This is a genomic window from Rhizobium sp. Root1203 (assembly GCF_001424945.1).
Taxonomy (GTDB): Bacteria; Pseudomonadota; Alphaproteobacteria; order Rhizobiales; family Rhizobiaceae; genus Rhizobium.
In genome coordinates, this window is the sequence record NZ_LMCW01000023.1 from 208,805 (window position 1) to 227,074 (window position 18,270).

14 protein-coding genes are annotated in these 18,270 nt (G+C 59.9%); 10 read left to right on the top strand and 4 right to left on the bottom strand.

The annotated features are described in order from the left end of the window. Nucleotides 1-129: 129 nt before the first annotated feature. Both ASC97_RS21450 and ASC97_RS21455 read right to left on the bottom strand, forming a co-directional pair. Nucleotides 130-534: an RNA-binding S4 domain-containing protein gene (locus tag ASC97_RS21450; protein ID WP_057470354.1), complete on the bottom strand. Its 405-nt coding sequence runs from the start codon at nt 532-534 to the stop codon at nt 130-132. Nucleotides 535-537: 3 nt separating this feature from the next. After that, nucleotides 538-3,618, bottom strand: a complete 3,081-nt coding sequence (locus tag ASC97_RS21455; RefSeq protein ID WP_057470355.1) for a helicase-related protein — start codon at nt 3,616-3,618, stop codon at nt 538-540. Between the two features lie 422 nt (nt 3,619-4,040). Between ASC97_RS21455 and ASC97_RS33210 the strand changes: the two genes are divergently transcribed. Together ASC97_RS33210 and ASC97_RS21460 are read left to right on the top strand one after the other, a co-directional pair. Then, a complete protein-coding gene (locus ASC97_RS33210) occupies nt 4,041-4,196 on the top strand; it encodes a DUF3309 family protein (protein ID WP_080725438.1) in 156 nt (51 codons plus the stop codon). 27 nt (nt 4,197-4,223) lie between these two features. After that, nucleotides 4,224-4,484 (top strand): YMGG-like glycine zipper-containing protein, encoded by a 261-nt coding sequence (locus ASC97_RS21460; protein WP_057470356.1) that lies wholly within the window; start codon nt 4,224-4,226, stop codon nt 4,482-4,484. Between the two features lie 168 nt (nt 4,485-4,652). On the opposite strand, the gene efp is transcribed toward ASC97_RS21460, so the two are convergent. Beyond that, entirely contained in the window at nt 4,653-5,222 is a 570-nt protein-coding gene (efp, locus tag ASC97_RS21465; RefSeq protein ID WP_057470357.1) for an elongation factor P, read from the bottom strand. 151 nt (nt 5,223-5,373) lie between these two features. Here efp and epmA point away from each other — a divergent pair, with 151 nt between their 5' ends. The 8 genes from epmA to ASC97_RS21505 all read left to right on the top strand — a co-directional run bounded on the left by epmA (nt 5,374) and on the right by ASC97_RS21505 (nt 16,974). Next, on the top strand, nt 5,374-6,438 hold the full coding sequence (gene epmA, locus ASC97_RS21470) for an EF-P lysine aminoacylase EpmA (RefSeq protein ID WP_057470358.1): 1,065 nt from the start codon (nt 5,374-5,376) through the stop codon (nt 6,436-6,438). Beyond that, nucleotides 6,435-7,487 (top strand): lysine-2,3-aminomutase-like protein, encoded by a 1,053-nt coding sequence (locus tag ASC97_RS21475; protein ID WP_057470359.1) that lies wholly within the window; start codon nt 6,435-6,437, stop codon nt 7,485-7,487. The genes epmA and ASC97_RS21475 overlap by 4 nt, the downstream gene beginning before the upstream one ends. A 264-nt stretch (nt 7,488-7,751) precedes the next feature. Further along, the gene (locus ASC97_RS21480) at nt 7,752-8,003 is read left to right on the top strand and encodes an acyl carrier protein (protein WP_057470360.1); all 252 of its coding nucleotides are present in this window, start codon (nt 7,752-7,754) and stop codon (nt 8,001-8,003) included. After that, nucleotides 8,004-9,185, top strand: a complete 1,182-nt coding sequence (locus ASC97_RS21485) for an acyl-CoA dehydrogenase family protein (protein ID WP_057470361.1) — start codon at nt 8,004-8,006, stop codon at nt 9,183-9,185. A 4-nt stretch (nt 9,186-9,189) separates the two neighbouring features. Beyond that, nucleotides 9,190-10,098 (top strand): amino acid--[acyl-carrier-protein] ligase, encoded by a 909-nt coding sequence (locus ASC97_RS21490; protein WP_057470362.1) that lies wholly within the window; start codon nt 9,190-9,192, stop codon nt 10,096-10,098. Continuing rightward, nucleotides 10,089-11,069: a DUF1839 family protein gene (locus ASC97_RS21495; RefSeq protein ID WP_057470363.1), complete on the top strand. Its 981-nt coding sequence runs from the start codon at nt 10,089-10,091 to the stop codon at nt 11,067-11,069. The genes ASC97_RS21490 and ASC97_RS21495 overlap by 10 nt, the downstream gene beginning before the upstream one ends. Before the next feature lie 16 nt (nt 11,070-11,085). Next, the gene (locus ASC97_RS21500; protein WP_057470364.1) at nt 11,086-13,560 is read left to right on the top strand and encodes a glycoside hydrolase family 2 protein; all 2,475 of its coding nucleotides are present in this window, start codon (nt 11,086-11,088) and stop codon (nt 13,558-13,560) included. Nucleotides 13,561-13,674: 114 nt separating this feature from the next. Beyond that, a complete protein-coding gene (locus tag ASC97_RS21505) occupies nt 13,675-16,974 on the top strand; it encodes an oligosaccharide flippase family protein (RefSeq protein ID WP_057470365.1) in 3,300 nt (1,099 codons plus the stop codon). Here ASC97_RS21505 and ASC97_RS21510 read toward each other — a convergent pair whose 3' ends face one another. Then, entirely contained in the window at nt 16,975-18,141 is a 1,167-nt protein-coding gene (locus ASC97_RS21510; RefSeq protein WP_057470366.1) for a glycosyltransferase family 4 protein, read from the bottom strand. Nucleotides 18,142-18,270 lie beyond the last annotated feature (129 nt).

An 18,270-nucleotide genomic window follows, 5' to 3' on the forward strand; every position in this document is an offset into this window, starting at 1 on the left:
CGGAGGGTCGCGTTGAGAGGCTTGGGAGACCGTCGCACAATCCGGCAAGTTGTGTGTGAAGTATCGGCTTTGGTGGCGGATTTCAAGAATAATCCGATTGCAAAAACACTCGGATTGGAGAGAGATTTTCTAATCTTCTTCCGACATCAGTTTGTCGATTGCGCGCCGTTGCTTTTTGGTCGGTCGGCCAGTGCCTGCTGCGCGGGTTGCCTGTTCGAATGCCGAAAGGCGTTTCGTCTCATCCGGCGGGGGTGTCAGATCGTCATAGAGAAGCCGCGCCTCCTCGAAAGGTCCGCGTCGCTCTCCACCCGATTTGACGATCAGGACGACATCGCGCCGGTCGAGCGAAAGCTCGACCTTGTCGCCGGTCTTGACCATGTGGCTGGGCTGAGCCACCCGCTCGCCGTTGATGCGCACATGGCCGGATTGAATGCGGCTTTGTGCCAGCGAGCGCGATTTGACCATGCGCGTGAAGAACAGCCATTTGTCGATGCGCTGGCGCGAACCGGTCGATGGCTGTGTCTCCCCGCTCATTGGTTACTTCTTCATCTGCTCCTTCAAGGCAGCGAGCTTGGCGAACGGAGAATCCGGATCGATCGGCTTTTCCTTGCGCGGGGGCTTTGCCTCGAAGCGCAGCGGCTGTGAACCGCCGCGATTGTTGTTGCGGTCGTTACGGTCCTTGCGATCGCCGCGGTCCTGACGGTCACCACGCTGTTCATTGCGATCACCGCGTCCCTGATTGGGCTTTCCGCCATCCTTGCCGCGGTGCTGGCGATTGGCGTCGCGGTTTTCTCCGCCTTCGCCGCCGCCCTGGCGACGATGTCCCTGGCCACGGTCATGACGCTCCTGGCCCTGACGTTCCTGTCCCTGGGCCTGCCCGCCACGGCGATCACCTTGACCGCGAGGTTGGCGCTGGTTGTCGCTACGGCCCCCGAGGCGCCAAAGCAGAACCGGCTTCGGCTCTTCGGTCTCGACACCTTCGACAGCGACTTCTTCAGCGGCAACGGCTTCGGCGACCGGTGCAGGCGCTTCTGCAGTTGTCTCTTCCGATGCGCTGTCGGCGTCGTCGTGGTCGGCCTTCTCGGCACTTTCATCCGTGGCGGTTGGCTCGGCGACTGCCGGCGTAGCGGACGCGTCCTGCGTGGAGAGATACGCCGCTGCCTCCTCGGCCTTCACGGCGTCGGCGCGATAGCCGAGGCCCTTAAGGATTTCTTCCATGTCCTCGAGCGTAGCGCCGAGAATCGAAAGCATGGCAGTCGTCGTCGTGAAACGGCGGCCGTCATAGGCGCCTTCCGGACGATTGGGCTGACCGGGCTTCCACTGCAGGAGCGGCCGGATGATGTCGGCGAGACGCTCCAGAATGTCGATGCGAACGGCCCGTTTCCCGAGGAACCGGAACCCTGCAAGCTTGTAGAACATTCGTTCGAAGCCGGGATCTGTGACGACTGAGGTCCGCCCGGCGGCCAACACCGGAATGAGGTCCCCGTAGCCGGTCTTTTCGAGGCCGTCGTTTTTCAGAGCCCAGAGCAGGGTTATGAGTTCAGCCGGAGCCGGCTTCAGAAGGGCCGGTACGAAGATGTGATAGGCGCCGAAACGAACGCCGTAGCGGCGCATCGATGCACGGGCATCCTGATCGAGCGACTTGACCTCTTCCGTCACGTCGCGACGGAAGAGAACGCCCAAATTCTCCACCAGTTGGAACGCGAGGCCCTTTGCAAGGCCCTGCAGGTCTTCGGCGCGAGACAGATCGTCCAGCGGCTTCAGGACCGTACTGATGTGGTGATTCACAAAGCGCTCGACGCGCGCCGACACATGGTCGCGCGCATTGCCCGTCAACTGTTCGTCTGCGAGCAGGATAACGCGCGGACGCATAATGTGATCGCTACCCGTCAGGCGTGCAACAGGATCGCCCAGCCAACGGATCAAACCGTCCGCGCTGATCGCCAGATCGGCATTGCCGGCGGCGTGAAGACGCGCTGCGCGCGCCTCGAATTCAAGCGCAAGCGCCTTCTGCGAAGCAGTTTGAACCGCCTTGGCGTCCGGCCCGTCCGCTCCCGATACAGGCGTGAACCGGAATCCGGATAACTGCCCTACATGATGTCCTTCAACGAAGACATCGCCATTTACACTGATTTCAGCTTCCAGCATCGCATTCTCTCTCAGGCGCTTCATGAGCACAGATGTCCTGCGATCAACAAAGCGTTTCGTCAACCTTTCATGTAACGCATCGGACAATCGATCCTCGATTTCCCGCGTCTTTTCCTGCCAGTGTGTCGGATCGGCAAGCCAATTGGGCCGATTCGAAACATAGGTCCACGTCCTTATCTGCGCGATTCGCGCCGAAAGCGTGTCAATTTCACCGTCCGTCCGATCCGCGCGGCGTACCTGCTCAGCAAGGAAGTCCTCATTTACCGTGCCATAGCGAACGAGATCGGAAAAGAGGGTTGAGATAAGATCCGCATGTTGTGCCGGTGTAATGCGTCGGTAGTCCGGCAGCGCGCAGGCTTCCCACAGTTTTTCGACCCGCGCCGGGGTGTCGGCAAGATCGATGATTTCCGCATAGCGCGACAGCTGCTCCAGCGCCTGTTGATCGACAGCCGGCAAAGCGCGCGTTAGTCCGGAAACGCGCGGGCTGGTCTCAAGGCTCGCCCGCAAAGTCTGGATGGACTTGAAGTCGAGGTCCTTGGTCCGCCACTGCAGTACTTTGACGTTGTCGAACTGGTGACCCTCGATGCGCTGGACGAGCTCTTCGTCAAAAGGTTCGACCTGGCCGGTCACGCCGAAAGTGCCATCGCGGAGGTGACGCCCGGCGCGGCCGGCGATCTGTCCCAGCTCGGCGGGATTGAGATTGCGGAATTGATAGCCGTCGAACTTTCGATCCTGTGCAAAGGCGACGTGGTCGACATCGAGATTGAGGCCCATGCCTATGGCATCGGTCGCCACCAGGTATTCGACGTCGCCGGCCTGATAGAGAGCGACCTGAGCGTTGCGGGTGCGAGGGCTCAGCGCGCCCAGCACGACGGCTGCGCCGCCGCGCTGCCGGCGGATCAGCTCGGCGACCGCATAGACCTCGTCGGCGGAAAACGCCACGATGGCAGTGCGCTGAGGCAGGCGGGTAATCTTTTTCTGGCCGGCATAAAACAGATGGGAAAGCCGGGGCCGTTCGACGACGGTCACGCCCGGCAGGAGGTGCTGGAGGATGGGGCGCATGGTGCCGGCGCCCAGCAGAAGCGTTTCGTCGCGACCTCGCAGGTGGAGGATGCGGTCAGTGAAAATGTGGCCGCGCTCCAGATCGCCAGCCAGCTGCACCTCGTCGATGGCGACGAAGGCGGCCTTCGTCTCGCGGGGCATCGCTTCGACGGTACAAACCGAAAACCGCGCATTTGGCGGCGATATCTTCTCCTCACCGGTCACGAGAGCCACGTTGTGTACGCCTACTCTTTCGATGACACGCGTGTAGACCTCGCGCGCGAGCAGCCGCAACGGCAGACCGATCACGCCGGTGCCATGGGCGACCATGCGTTCAATGGCATAATGCGTCTTACCGGTATTGGTTGGACCGAGCACCGCGGTCACGCCGCGCCCGCTCAGTATCATGGGCTGCGATGTCAGTGTCATTGTCCTGCAGATGAGGCGGAGACCTCGGGATAAACTCAGCTCCTCACTGAAGCAGACAACACATGGACAGCCGCGCGGCCAAACGCAAGGGCTGATGTGCGGATTTCTGCTGCGCGAATAGCTTGCAGACTACCCGTTTTGCGATTCAGAACAGTGCGAGAACGAATCAGAGACGAATCGCTGACTCCGGATGATTCAGTGTTTGTTCACGGCTAACTATTGATTTTGAATCACTTTTTCGCACTAGATGCTGAATCCGAAGATTCTCGCTCAGCGTGTGGTTGTCCAATTTGTGCCGAGCCCCGACCGCAGCCGCGCACTGGTCTGTGGTTGGACGTCCAATGGAAAATATTGGCGGAACAAATATCTGACGTGCGTGTTTCTTGCTCATTGCAACTCGAAATGCGCTGAGGTCACCGGATATGCTTGGAACGATACTGCTTATTATCCTTATTCTGCTTTTGCTCGGGGCCCTACCGAATTGGGGTTATAGTCGTGGGTGGGGCTATGGACCTTCCGGCGGTTTGGGGCTAGTTCTCGTCATTATTATTATTCTTGTACTGATGGGGCGGATCTAAGCGCCCGAAAAACCTGGGAGAAATGTCATGATGAAGAAGATTGTTCTCATTGGTGCGCTGGTCGGTGCACTGGCATCCTGCACGGCGACAGAACAGGGCACCGCGATCGGCGCAGGCAGCGGCGCGATCATTGGCGGGGCAGTCAGCCACAGCTGGGGTGGTGCGGCGATTGGCGCCGTAGCCGGTGGTCTCGCTGGTGCTCTTATCGGGCAGTCGGTCGAACGCCGCGGTTATTGCGTGTATCGTGACCGGTACGGTCGCCGCTATGAAGCACGTTGCCCGAACTAAGATTTCATAGGCAGCCCGCAGTTTTCGCCGGCTACTGTCTTCATATGTCAGAATCAAAGGCGTCGGTTATCCGGCGCCTTTTCCTATGGCGAGCTTGCGTACCCGGTCGCAAACAAAAAAGGCCGCGTCGAAAACGCGGCCTTCCAGATGGTGGTCGTTTTCTAAAAATCAGTCTTTTGCACGTTCGACATAGGAATTGTCTTCCGTGGCGATGACGACGCGCGTGCCGGCGTTGATGTGCGGCGGCACCAGGGTGCGTACGCCGTTGGAGAGCATTGCAGGCTTGTAGGAGGAGGAGGCTGTCTGACCCTTCACGACCGGCTCGGTCTCAGAAATCTCGAGCGTCACGTGGCGCGGCAGTTCGAGTGCCAGCGCGATCCCTTCGTGCATCGAGAGAACGCAGGTCATGCCTTCCTGAAGATAGGCCTTCTGATCGCCCATCGTCTCCACATCGACCACGACCTGATCGTAGCTGACCGGGTTCATGAAGTGGAAGCCTTCGCCGTCTTCATAGAGGAACTGGTGGTTGACGTCCTCAACGAACGCGCGCTCGACCTGCTCGGTCGTACGCCAACGCTCGGAGACCTTGACGCCATCGACGATGCGACGCATGTCGACCTGGGTGACCGGGGTGCCCTTGCCCGGGTGAAAGTTCTGTGCGGTAAGAACGACGTAGAGCTTACCATCCACGTCGATAACGTTGCCCTTGCGGATGGAAGAGGCGATGACCTTGACCATAAGACTTCCTTGTAACTCGGCTTTTGGCGTCGTAGAGGACAGTCGAAATAGCCCCTGAGACGCAATTAATTGTTCTTTGGGGGCGCAACTAACCTAAAATCCGGCAAATAGCCAGCCCTCGCGTTGGCCGATGCGGCGAGGACAACGTCGAATGAAACCCTCGATCACCAAAGCATCTCCATGGTGGACGCCGAACGTTCATGCAGATCGCCGTCCTTTCCTGATCGGCCGGAACGCTGTCCAGGCGGCTTTGCGCGGCTACTTCGCGCGCGAGGATTTCATCGAGGTCGATACGGCAACGCTGCAGGTCTCGCCAGGCAACGAGGCGCATCTTCATGCGTTTGCGACCGAGGCGTTGACGACCGATGGCCAGAAGACGGCGTTCTACCTGCATACGTCGCCGGAGTTCGCCTGCAAGAAGCTGCTTGCCGCCGGCGAGCAGCGTATCGCCTGTTTCTCGCATGTCTATCGCAACCGCGAACGCGGGCCGCTGCATCATCCGGAATTCACCATGCTGGAATGGTATCGTGCAGCGGAAGTCTATGAGAGCCTGATGATGGATTGCGTCCGCATCCTGGCGCTCGCCGCTGAGACGACAAAGAGCGCCGTGTTCAGTTACCGAGGCAGGGAATGCGACCCGTTCGCGGGCCCTGAACGTATCGGTGTGGCAGAGGCCTTCGCGCGTCATGCGGGGATCGACCTCTTGGCGTCCGTGTCACCCGACGGTTCCACGGATCGCGGCCACCTGGCAGCGGAAGTGAGGCGCGAGGGAATGCGCGTATCGGAGGACGATGGCTGGGCCGATCTTTTCAGTCGCGTTCTCGTCGAGAAGGTGGAGCCGCATCTCGGCTTCGGCCGCGTCACGATCCTGGACGAATATCCGGTCTCGGAAGCCGCCCTGGCAAGGCCTTCAGCGCATGATCCACGAGTCGCGGAACGTTTCGAGGTTTACGCATGCGGCGTGGAACTGGCGAACGGCTTCGGCGAATTGACCAATCCTGACGAGCAGCGACGTCGTTTCGAGATCGAGATGGCGGAAAAGCAGCGGGTCTATGGTGAGACCTATCCGATTGACGAGGATTTCCTCGATGCTCTCGCGATCATGCCCGAGGCGAGCGGCATCGCGTTGGGTTTCGACCGGCTGGCGATGCTCGCGACCGGGGCGTCGCGGATCGACCAGGTGCTTTGGGCGCCGGTTGCGGAGTACGGACGATGAACATCGTCAAGCCCATCAAGACGCTGGCTGGCTTGAAGGATGCCGGACTGCTTACCGATGGCGATCGCGCGAGCCTGGAAGAGGTTGCTGCGCGCTATGCCATTGCTCTTACGCCTTCTGTTTCGAAGCTTATCGATCGCGCCGACCCCGCGGATCCGATAGCGCGTCAGTTCGTGCCCGACGTGGCCGAGCTGGTAGCTACGCCGGAAGAACGTGCCGATCCGATCGGCGACCAGGCCCATAGTCCGGTCGAAGGGATCGTCCATCGCTACCCCGATCGCGTGCTGCTGAAGGCGGTCCACGTCTGTCCCGTCTATTGCCGTTTCTGTTTCCGGCGCGAGATGGTCGGCCCAAAGGGGCTTGGGACGCTGGATGCGGACGCCATGAAAGCGGCGTTCGACTATATCAGGGAGCATGACGAAATATGGGAGGTCATTCTGACGGGGGGCGATCCGCTGGTTTTGTCGCCACGTCGTCTGACCGAGATACTCGCTGAACTCGCGATCATCGACCATGTCAAGATCGTCCGGTTCCACACCCGCGTACCGGTCGTCGATCCGCAGGCGGTCGATGAACCGTTAATTGATGCGCTGAAGGCGACGGGCAAGACGGTATACGTGGCCCTGCATGCCAACCATCCACGCGAACTGACAGCCGAGGCGCGCGCCGCCTGTGCCCGTCTGGTGGATGCAGGGATCGTGATGGTCAGCCAATCAGTCCTTCTCAAGGGCGTCAACGATGATCCCGGTGTGCTTGCGGACTTGATGAAGGCATTCGTCGAGACGCGCGTGAAGCCTTACTATCTGCATCATCCGGATCTTGCTCCGGGTACCAGCCATTTCAGGCTGACGATCGAAGAGGGACAAAAGATCGTCGCAGCATTGAGAGGTCGAATTTCAGGGCTCTGCCAGCCAGCTTACATCCTCGACATACCGGGTGGCCACGGCAAGGCGGCTATCGCCGAGCAGACGATCCGCGAATTGGACAACGGATGCTATTCCGTTTCCGATTATCGGGGACAGGAGCACCGCTATCCTCCGGGCGCGTAAGGCAAGGTGCGCACGAAAACGTATTGTTTAAGGACGCTTCTCTGGAAGCCGACGACACAGGGGTCACGAATGACCATGCAGCGTAAAGCGCTGTATCAATTAAGTTTTCGGAGTAATCAGCACCCCTTTCGGTTGTAATTTAATTACCAGTATAAGTTCGTTTTAACTACGTCATTTAGGGGAATTTTGGGTTTTCCTGATTAGAGCTGGTCCTATTAAGAGGCGTTGGCCCCCTCGGGATATGATCATCTTGGAGACAAACGAATGAATACGACAATCCGCGAACTCTTGGCGAAATTCGGAAAACTGCCCGTTTCAGTCGATCAAGTGGCTGACGATGCCGATCTCTACGCTGCCGGCCTCACCTCCTTCGCTTCGGTGCAGCTGATGCTTGGCATCGAGGAAGCGTTCGATATCGAGTTTCCGGACAATCTCCTCAATCGCAAGTCCTTTGCGAGCATTTCGGCGATTGCCAAGACGGTCGACCTCATCAGGGATAGCCGAAAGGTCGCTTAAATGAATTTCTCGGTCAAAATCACGGAAGAAGATCTGAGCATCAGGGTCGCCCGTGTCGCCGCTATCGCGGCAAAGCATGCGGATGCCGTTGATTTTGAAGGTAGATTTCCATACGAAGCGGTAGAGGCGATGAAAACCGAGCGTTTGTTCGGTATTCAGATTGCGGCTCATTTCGGTGGCGAAGGGGCGACGATCGGTCGGATTGCCGAACTATGTTCGGTGCTCGGGCAGGCCTGCTCTGCCGCGGCGATGGTCTTCGCCATGCACCATATCAAGCTTTGCAGCCTGGTTGAACATGGCGACGCCAGCGAGTGGCACCGCACTTTCATGCATCGTGTGGCGGCCGAGCAGCTGCTTATCGCATCGGCAACCACCGAAGGCGGCATTGGCGGCAACCTCAGAAACAGCATTTGCGCGATTGAGGTCGATGGCCCGGTCTGCCGGCTGGAGAAAGATGCCACGGTAATCTCATACGGCTCGCATGCCGACGCGATCATGATCACCTCGCGGGCTCATGCCGATGCCGCCTCCTCCGATCAGGTGCTTACGGTTTTCCTGAGCGGTCAGTACACTCTGGAAAAGACGCATGTGTGGAACACGCTCGGCATGCGTGGCACCTGCTCCGATGGCTTCCTCTTCAAGGGCGAGGCGCCGGCCGCGCAAATTCTACCGAAACCGTTCGCCGAGATAGCCGCCCAGTCGATGCTGGCGTCGTCGCACCTGTTGTGGAGCGGCGTCTGGTACGGCATTGCCGTCGATGCCGTCGCCCGCGCCCAGGCTTTCGTGCGAGCAGCTGCGCGCAAATCACCCGGTGCGCCACCACCAGGCGCGCTGCGTCTGGCCGAGGTTTCGAATCTTCTGCAGATGGTGCGCTCCAATGTGGTTGCCGGACTGAAGGCCTATGACGACGCCAAGTCCGATCCCGACCGGCTGATGTCGATGGGTTTTGCCGTTGCGATGAACAATGTGAAGATTGCTTCGTCAGAGACGATCCTCGAAATCATCAATCACGTCATGCTGATCTGCGGCATCATGGGCTACAAGAACGGTACGCCCTTCAGTGTCGGTCGCCATCTGCGCGACGCACATTCCGCACAGCTCATGATCTCGAATGACCGCATTCTCGGCAATACGTCGAGCATGCTTCTTGTCCACAAGCAGGACACCAGCCTATTGGGGTGACGACATGGATATACAGGTGACGTTTCTGGACCGACTTTTCGAATCGGGCCTTCTGATTGATACCGGTGTCGACGGCCTTTACGGACGCAGCGGCCAGTTCGAAGATGTCATCGCCGCTTTCGAGCGCCTGATCGACAGGTTCGGCGGTGCCGATGGCGCTGAAGCCATGCGCTTCCCGCCGGGCATGAACCGCGCCTTCTTCGAAAAAAGCGGCTACATGAAGAGCTTTCCGCAACTCGCCGGCACTGTGCACAGTTTCTGCGGCAGCGAGCTTGACCACGTCAACCTGCTTCAGTGCATGGAAGTCGGCGACGACTGGACGCAGGAGCAGAAGGCGACCGACATCGTGCTGACGCCCGCAGCCTGCTACCCCCTTTACCCGACGATCGCCAAGCGCGGCAGGCTTCCGGCAGAGGGCGGTCTGTTCGATCTGCAGTCCTATTGCTTCCGTCACGAGCCCTCGCAGGATCCTGCCCGGCAGCAGCTTTTCCGCATGCGCGAGTATATCTGCATGGGCACGGAACAGCATGTGACGGATTTCCGCCAGCGCTGGATGGATCGCGGCGTCGACATGATGAAGGCCGTTGGCCTCGACGTCACCATCGATGTTGCCAACGATCCATTCTTCGGCCGAGCCGGCAAGATGCTCGCCAACAACCAGCGCGACCAGAATCTGAAATTCGAGCTGCTGATCCCGATCACCTCCGTTGCCAATCCGACGGCATGCATGAGCTTCAACTATCATCAGGATGCTTTCGGCTCCAAGTGGGGCCTGCATCTCGAGGACGGCAGCGTCGCGCACACGGCATGTGTCGGCTTTGGGCTTGAACGCATCGCGCTCGCACTCTTCCATCACCACGGTCTCGACGTGAAGGCGTGGCCGGCAAGAGTACGTCAGGCGCTATGGGGCTGAGCGTATCCATGTCGTCGGTGTTCCCCGGGATCCGGCCGGAGGCCTACGCGCCGCATGCGTTGCATTCGAGCGAGCGCATGTGGCCGGAAACCAATTGCTATGTCGATCTGTGGATTGAGGTTCTGAGTGCCTTGGGCGTTGCGCCTGAGGCGATGCTCGGCTTTACGCTTACACAGGATTTCGAAGGCGACCAGTTCACCTTTTTCAAGGTGCCGCTCGAAGATCTCGAGACGCTCTACGATATCCGCGTCACTGAACTGGCCATTTTCGATCGTGTCGAGCGGCATATCGAAACACAAATAGGCCGGGGGCGCCTGTGCCTGATCGAGATGGACTCATTCTACATGCCCGACACGCAGGGCACCGCTTATCGGACGGAGCACGGCAAGACTACCGTTGCAATCAATCGCCTGGATTTTGCCGGCAGGCGAATCGAGTACTTTCACAACGGCGGGTATTTCGAACTTCAGGGCGAAGACTTCGACGGGTTGTTTCAGCTTCACGTGACGGAAGAACTTCCGCCATTCCTTCCCTACACTGAATTTGCAAAGTTCCCTGCGACGCCGAGGGATGCCGGGCAGGTCCGCGAAACATCCCGTCGCCTTCTCGATGTGCATTTTCGCCGTCGCCCCGCCGCTAACCCGATCCGCGCATTCGCCAATGTCTTCCCGTTGCAGGTGGAAGCCGTTGCCGAGCGGCCTTTCGGATTCTTCCATAAGTATGCCTTCAACACGTTGCGCCAGTTCGGCGCGAATTTCGAGCTTGCCGCCGATCATTTGCGGTGGCTGTCTGAAGGCGAATTTTCATCTGCGGCAGAACAGGCAGGTCGCATTTCGGAAGTGGCGAAGTCCGTCCAGTTCCAACTTGCCCGGGCCGTAACGCGCAAGAAGTTCGATCCCCTGCAGACGGCGCTTGATCCAGCTGCCGATGCGTGGGATTCCATGATGGCTTCGCTCGCGGGGCGTTTGTGAAGCCGGGAGCCTGATCATGCGGGGGAGAATGGCGAGCATTGGAGCGGAGGAAACTCTGCTTTGCGAAGGCTGGAATCTGGTGCTGACCGAACCCGATGCCTGCGCCAACCCGCACGACCTGCCGATGTCGGCGCAGGTCATCGCCGCCGAGGTTCCTGGTACTGTGGCGGCTGCGCTGGAAAAAATCGGATTGTTCGATCGTGAAAATCCGCAGCCGCTGGACACCAAGGATGCTTGGTATGTCTGCCGGCTTTTCGACGCCCAGCCAGGTGAGGTGATCCTGCGGTTCGAAGGTCTCGCGACGCTTTGCCACGTCTTCCTGAATGGCCAGGAAATTCTGTTCTCGGAAAGCATGTTCACCATGCACGAGGTCCCCGTCACGCTTTCCGGGGGCGACGAACTCGCCATGTGCTTTCGCGCTCTTGCGCCGCGTCTTGCCGAAGGCGGCCCGCGGGCTCGGTGGCGACCCCAAATGATAACGCCGCAAGGGTTGAAGAATGTCCGCACGACGCTGCTCGGGCGTATGCCCGGCTGGTGCCCGGAGATCCACGCGGTCGGTCCCTGGCGTCCCATAACAGTCGTCCGTCGCGATGTCGTCTCGATCGACAACGTGTCGGTAAGGACTGTGCTCGAGCCGGACGGTACGGGCAGGCTCAGCGTGTCGCTCCATACTGATGTCGATAGTCCGGAGCTGTCGCTTCGCTGCGGCGAGATCGTGCAACCTTTCGAGAAGGTAGGCGACAAGCTTTATTCCGCCATTCTCAGGTTGAAAGACGTCGAAGTCTGGTGGCCGCACACGCACGGAACGCCGCGCCTATACGATTATTCGATCCTTGTGGACGGTGTCGAGCATCGCGTCGGGCAGACCGGATTCCGCCGGATCGAGCTTGTACGCGGCGCGGACGGAAACGACTTTGCGCTGCAGGTCAACGGCGAGCCCATATTCTGCCGCGGCGCGGTCTGGACGACGGCGGATATCGTGCGCCTGCCGGGGCGGCGCGCAGACTATGAACCGTTCCTGCGACTTGCTGCCGAGGCCGGATTCAACATGGTCCGTATCGGCGGAACCATGGCTTACGAGACGCCTGAATTCTTCGAGCTCTGCGACGAGCTGGGACTGCTTGTCTGGCAGGACTTCATGTTCGCCAATTTCGACTACCCGAAGAACGACAAGACGTTTACGGCGCACGTCCATGCGGAGGTCGAAGAGTTTCTGCACGGCGTCCAGGGCTCTCCTTCGCTTGCAGTACTGTGTGGCGGCAGCGAGATCTATCAGCAGGCCGCCATGCTCGGCTTGCCCGGTGAATTCTGGACCGGGCCGATCACCGAGGAGATTATTCCGGCCATTGCGGGTCGCATGAGGCCGGACGTGCCCTACGTGCCGAATTCACCCTCGGGCGGGGCCATGCCCTTTTCTCCGAATGCCGGTGTGACGCACTACTACGGCGTAGGCGCCTACATGCGACCGCTCGCGGACGCGCGTCGGGCCAATGTGCGTTTCGCTGCCGAGAGCCTGGCGTTCGCACAGGTTCCGCAGCAGAAAACCCTGCACCGCCATCTCGATGTGTCGCCAGTGCATAGCCCGCTATGGAAGGCGCGTGTGCCCCGTGACCGCGGCGCTTCCTGGGATTTCGAGGACGTTCGAGATTTTTATCTCAGGGAGCTTTATGATCTCGATCCCGGTCGGTTGCGGTTCGAGAATCGCGAGCTCTACCTCGACATTTCTCGTGCGGTTACCGGCGAGGTTCTGGAAGAGACTTTTGCAGAATGGCGCCGAACCGGATCGAGCTGCAACGGTGCGCTGGTGTGGACGCTTCAGGATCTCCTTCCCGGTCCGGGCTGGGGCGTGATCGATTCGACAGGCGAGCCCAAGCCGGTCTGGTACGCCATGCGGCGTGCCTTTCGCCCGGTTCAGGTGCTTGTGACGGACGAGGGAACGAACGGCCTCGACGTCCATGTCATCAACGAGACCGCGCACAGTCTGCATCTCGATCTCGAAATCGTCTGCTTCAAAAACGGCAAGCAACACGTGGTCAGCGGAGGGCGTATCCTGACGCTGGCGCCCAGGGCCAAGGAAAGATTTGCGAGTACCGACCTGTTCGGCGCGTTCTTCGACACGACCTATGCATTCCGGTTCGGCCCGCCTTCGCATGACATCGTCGTGGCTCGCCTGCGCTTGCCGGACGGAGGCGCGGTGGTTGCCGACGCATTCCATTTCCCGCTCGGTCGGTCGAAGGCCTTCCACGATGCCGAGATCCGGATTTCTCTGCAGCGCGAAGAATCGGTATGGTTTGCCGAGCTTGCAACCGACCGGCTAGCGCAATCCGTGCACTTCAGCCTCGACGGCTTCCGGCCGGACGACGACTGGTTTCATCTCGCCCCGGGTGCTCCCAAACGCGTGCGGCTACATCGGCTGACGGACAGAGACGACGACGATGTCCCATCTGGTGAAATCACCAGTCTCGGCGGGTTACGATCGTTTGCTTTCTGACGACGACGGTCTCGCGATCCGAAGCGCCGACGCGATCAATTTCGAAAGACTTTCACCGTAGCATGGGCGCCACTGTAGCGTGGCCGGCTCCGAACGGCCTTGAGCGGATACGACATGTCGAAGGGAATTATTGCGAATTCAGTTATGAACGGAGCGGCCGGAATGCTGCTGCTTCTGACTGGATTCATTTCGTCCATCATCACGGCTCGCCTCCTCGGGCCCGAAGCAAACGGCATCGTCGCTTTTTCGCTCTGGCTTGTTGTCACCGGTGCATCCATTGCGGAACTCGGATCCAGCATCACGCTCTCCAAGACGTTGCCGCAGTTGCAGGCGGAGGGCTTCGATGCGAAGCGGCGGCGGGGCTTTGCGTCGCTGCTCGTGACGGTCATGCTTTGCTCCACGCTTGTGCTGCTCGGCCTCTATGCGCTCTTCTTTCTGACGTCGGAGGAGTTGCATTGGGCGGAGACCGCGCCGACCGTTGCGTATGTGACCGCCGCATTGTTCTTCATTCAGGCGATCGGCTCGTTCGTCAAATTCTATCTGATCGGCGAGCGCCGCCTCGGCGACTTTTTCAAACTGGCGACAGCGGTCTGTGTCCTGCAGCTTGTCGGCGTTGCCGGCGGCGCGGTCTTATACGGCGTCGAAGGCGTTCTCGTCGGATATCTACTCGGACAGTTGGTGTTCTTCGTCGCGACCCTGCCCATTCTTTTCACGCGTCGGGATCGATGCGGGATACCTTTGAAGCATCTTGCAGCGTCGTCGGCGGTCCTTTCGGCGCAGTTCGTTATCGATTCGATATTTCTGAACAGGCTAGAAATCCTCTTTCTCCAGCAGTTCTGGTCCGTGGAAATGGTCGGCTACTATGCGGTTGGCCTTTCCATCGCCAACATCGCCCTGCAACTGCCGATCCAGATGACAGGCAGCCTGCTGCCCTATTACTCCGAGCGGCGCCACAACAGCGACGACCGAACGCTGCCTGTCGAAGTGTTCTCGGCCGTGACGCGCAGCATGGCCTATATCATCCTGCCGATGAGCCTTGGGCTTGCGGCGATTTCCGGCGAACTGGTGCGCGCGGTTTTCGGCGAAGCGTTCAGCCGAAGCGGCACAGTCGTGGCACTGCTGGCGCTTGCGGCACCGGCCTACACCTTCATGCAGACGCTGAGCCTGTACCTCTTGTCCATGGACCGGGCACGCGATCGCCTGCGTGTCAGCGTGGTGGCGGGACTTGCGATGACGGTCGGCTGCCTGGCGGTCGTCCCGTTCTTTGCGGCCGAGGGAGCCGCTCTTGTTCGCATCGGCGTGTTTGTCCTGATGTGCGTGATCATGGTGAGGCAGACCGGTTTCGGCAAGCAGTTGTCGGGATTGTACGTCAATATTTCGAAAACGTCAGCCGCGGCTGCGTTTTGTGCGTGTATCGCGATTGCAACTTTACATTTTATAAATGGTTCTATTGGACTTTTGCTCGCTATTGCGGCCGGGGGGGCCGGCTATGTCATTGCACTTAAAATCCTCAACGCGATTCCGCGTGAGGATGCCGAGGTTATGTTGTCTATCGTTGGGAAAATGCCAGCAGCTTTGCGGGGACCTGCCAAAAAGGCAGTTGAATTTGTAGCACCGTCGCGTCCTGAAAAGGCGGATGAGAATGCACCGTCGGCGGATCCGGCGGATGGCGCCGGACGGGATGCGGCATTGCCTCTTGCGTTCGATGGAACAATCGGCCTCTTCAAGCCTGAGAGCGAAGATGTACCCAAGCGGTCTACGGCCGTCCTTTTCGTCAATCCGTGGGGCTTTGAGGAAATGTGCGGCCGGAAGTTCTTCCGCGTCGCGGCTGAGCATTTCGCCGACGTCGGCGTGCCGAGCCTTCGGTTCGACTATCCCGGCACAGGCGACGCGTTGGATCTCGGTGGCGTGCCTGCGACCCTTGCGATCTGGGAGAATTCAATCCGCAACGCGGCGGAGAAGCTCAAGAAGCTGAGCGGATGCAGCCGGGTGGTGCTTGTCGCCCAGGGGCTCGGTGCGACGCTGGTTCAGCGTGCAGGCGCAACGATCGAAGGCGTGGACACCATTGTCATGCTTGGGCCTGTCCTCAGTGGTCGCGCCTATCTGCGCGAACTGAGCGCGTGGTCCAAGTTCATCAACCTTCATCTCGGATTGGGCGCGGACGAGCTTCCAAAGGGCCAGCATGTGATTGCGGGTCTCGTCATGCCGGACGGTATCGCGACGGAGCTCTCGAAGCTGAACATCACCGCGCCGGAAAGCATCGCCGCACCGCGCTACCTCATTCTTGAACGGCCGGTCCGCGTAGACGATACGACATTTGCTGACGGCCTGCGGACGCTTGGTGCCGATGTGGAGCAGCGCGCCTTCGAGGGCTACGACGAGCTTGTGATCGATCCGTTGTTCGCCAGGACGCCCATGGCGACTGTGAATTATCTGGCCGACTGGCTGGAAGCGAATACGTCCGTGGATCATCTCGCCGCGCCCTCGGTCAAGGATCTCGAGCCGCAATCCATCGCCGGCGACGGGTTTGAAGATGTCCCTGTGCGTTTCGGCGAGTTCAACCATCTGGTCGGCGTGGTCAGCCGGCCACTGGGCACGCCTACCGGTAACGCCGTTCTCTTTCTGTCGACGGCTTATGACCGTCATTCCGGCTGGGGACGGACGGTCGTCGATATGGCGCGCGATCTGGCGCGTCACGGGGTCGTCTCGCTTCGTTTCGATTCTGCCAACGTGGGGGACAGCCCGCCGCGCCCGGATGCGCCGGCACAGATCCTCTATTCGCCGACGCAGAGCGAGGATGTACGCTCCGCCACCGATCTTCTGGATGGCCTGGCGGCCGGGCCACTCATGGTCGCGGGGCGCTGCAGTGGTGGCTACCTCGCAATTCGCGCGGCTGTTGCCGATGAGCGCCTGAAAGCCGCGGTGTCGATCAATCCTTTCGTCTACTACTGGGATCCGAACCAAGCGGTCGAAAAGAAGCACGTCGTATCCGTTCCGCGCAGCTTTGAAGATTACGGTCAGCGCATCGCAAGCGCCGATACGTTCAAGCGACTGCTACGCGGCGAAGTGGACGTCAAGGCCGCCGTGAGGAACGTCTCGATCGCCTTTGCCCGACGTATGTCGGTCCGGATCGCGCCATTGCTGGAATACCTGCCGAGCCGGCGCCATACCGCTCTCGAGGTCAAGAAATCCTTTCTCACCGTCGGCAAGCGGAATGTGCCGGTGACACTCATTTATAGCGAGGGCGACGTCGGGCTGGAACACATGTATTTCCACTTTGGCCCCGGCGGGCGCAAGTTTTCGCGCTATCCGAACGTGCGGCTGGTGATGTTGCCGAATGCCGATCACAATCTGACGCCGCCTGAATCGCGAAAGACGGTATTTGCGGAGATTGTCCGCCTCGCCAAGGCCTGATCAGGCGCCGATCAGCTGCTTGTAGACCGTAATATAGCGCTCGGCGACGACATCCCAGGAATAGGCGCGGGCGTCGGCGAGAAGCTGCGCCCTGATGTCGGGACCTCGCGACTGGAGGCGGTCGAAGGCGGTCTCGATCGCCTGGGCGGCTGCAGCCTTATCCGAGAAATCGGCAAGAAGAAGCGCCTCATGGCGCGCGCCCAGCGTCCCGAAAGCCTCGTTGCCGTTCAAAACAGGGAGCAGCCCTGCGCTCATCGCTTCCAATGCAACGAGCCCGAAGCCCTCGTAGGCCGAAGCGGAGGCGAATATCGATGCCTGCTCGATGATACTGCGGATTTTGTCGTTGTCCGGCGAGACATGGATCGTGACGGCGTCAGCGATGTTCAGCCTGGCGACGTGATCGGCAAGGTCCTGGCGACTGAGATCGGACTCGACACCAACGAGGTCGAGATGCCAGTCGGGGTCGCGTGCATTTAGCGCAGCAAGTGTCTCGATCAGATTGTCGAGACGCTTGTTGACCGAAAACCGGCCAATGGTGACGATCCGGCGTTTGGCTATCCGCGATGCGCTGTCGGCAAATTTGCCGATATCTGCGCCGTTCTCGATGACCATGCTGCGGCTCGGAGCGATCTGCGAAAATTGCCGAAGGTCGGACACGCTGCATCCGATCACCTTGTCGTAAGCCATTGCCGAGAAGCGGGTCATGGTCTGAAACCAAACCCTCTTCAACGCCGCGTGCTTCTCCGTGTGGAAGAAGCCGCCGTGCGTCGTCACCACCATCGGCTTTCGGTGCAGAAAGCGGCCCCAGGCGAGTGCATCGTAAAAGAAATCGATGGCATGAACGTGGATGAGGTCGGCATCGCCCAGATGCCGGAAAACCTGCGGGGCGATCGGATAGCGCGTGCTGCCCGACCAGGGAATACGGACGACTTCGATGCCACCGACGTATTCGCGATGGGGCAGCTTTTTGCCGCGCGATGTGAACAGCGAATCAAGCGTGACCACGCGAACGCGATACCCTCGGTCGATCGTCTGGCGCGCAAGATTGGCTGCGACATCTTCGAGGCCGCCGCGGTTAGGTAGAAACTGGCGTATGACATGAACGATCAGCGGCGGAGTACCTGCCGACGGTTCTGCGTCGTGGGCGTAGGTTTCGGCAGCGGACATGATTCACCTGTGAGCCGCGCCTCGGCGGCCGGAGCTACGATTGCAGCAACAAGACCGCCGCCAGCGTTAAGGCCGCGTTTAAATGCCGTAGCGGCTGGACTTTTGTCTATCGGGAGAGTTAACCGACGG

Bases quoted from the DNA above. Each gene is read 5' to 3' on its own strand.
- ASC97_RS21450 (WP_057470354.1), bottom strand. From the start codon at position 534: ATGAGCGGGGAGACACAGCCATCGACCGGTTCGCGCCAGCGCATCGAC.
- ASC97_RS21455 (WP_057470355.1), bottom strand. From the start codon at position 3,618: ATGACACTGACATCGCAGCCCATGATACTGAGCGGGCGCGGCGTGACC.
- ASC97_RS33210 (WP_080725438.1), top strand. From the start codon at position 4,041: ATGCTTGGAACGATACTGCTTATTATCCTTATTCTGCTTTTGCTCGGG.
- ASC97_RS21460 (WP_057470356.1), top strand. From the start codon at position 4,224: ATGATGAAGAAGATTGTTCTCATTGGTGCGCTGGTCGGTGCACTGGCA.
- efp (WP_057470357.1), bottom strand. From the start codon at position 5,222: ATGGTCAAGGTCATCGCCTCTTCCATCCGCAAGGGCAACGTTATCGAC.
- epmA (WP_057470358.1), top strand. From the start codon at position 5,374: ATGAAACCCTCGATCACCAAAGCATCTCCATGGTGGACGCCGAACGTT.
- ASC97_RS21475 (WP_057470359.1), top strand. From the start codon at position 6,435: ATGAACATCGTCAAGCCCATCAAGACGCTGGCTGGCTTGAAGGATGCC.
- ASC97_RS21480 (WP_057470360.1), top strand. From the start codon at position 7,752: ATGAATACGACAATCCGCGAACTCTTGGCGAAATTCGGAAAACTGCCC.
- ASC97_RS21485 (WP_057470361.1), top strand. From the start codon at position 8,004: ATGAATTTCTCGGTCAAAATCACGGAAGAAGATCTGAGCATCAGGGTC.
- ASC97_RS21490 (WP_057470362.1), top strand. From the start codon at position 9,190: ATGGATATACAGGTGACGTTTCTGGACCGACTTTTCGAATCGGGCCTT.
- ASC97_RS21495 (WP_057470363.1), top strand. From the start codon at position 10,089: ATGGGGCTGAGCGTATCCATGTCGTCGGTGTTCCCCGGGATCCGGCCG.
- ASC97_RS21500 (WP_057470364.1), top strand. From the start codon at position 11,086: ATGCGGGGGAGAATGGCGAGCATTGGAGCGGAGGAAACTCTGCTTTGC.
- ASC97_RS21505 (WP_057470365.1), top strand. From the start codon at position 13,675: ATGTCGAAGGGAATTATTGCGAATTCAGTTATGAACGGAGCGGCCGGA.
- ASC97_RS21510 (WP_057470366.1), bottom strand. From the start codon at position 18,141: ATGTCCGCTGCCGAAACCTACGCCCACGACGCAGAACCGTCGGCAGGT.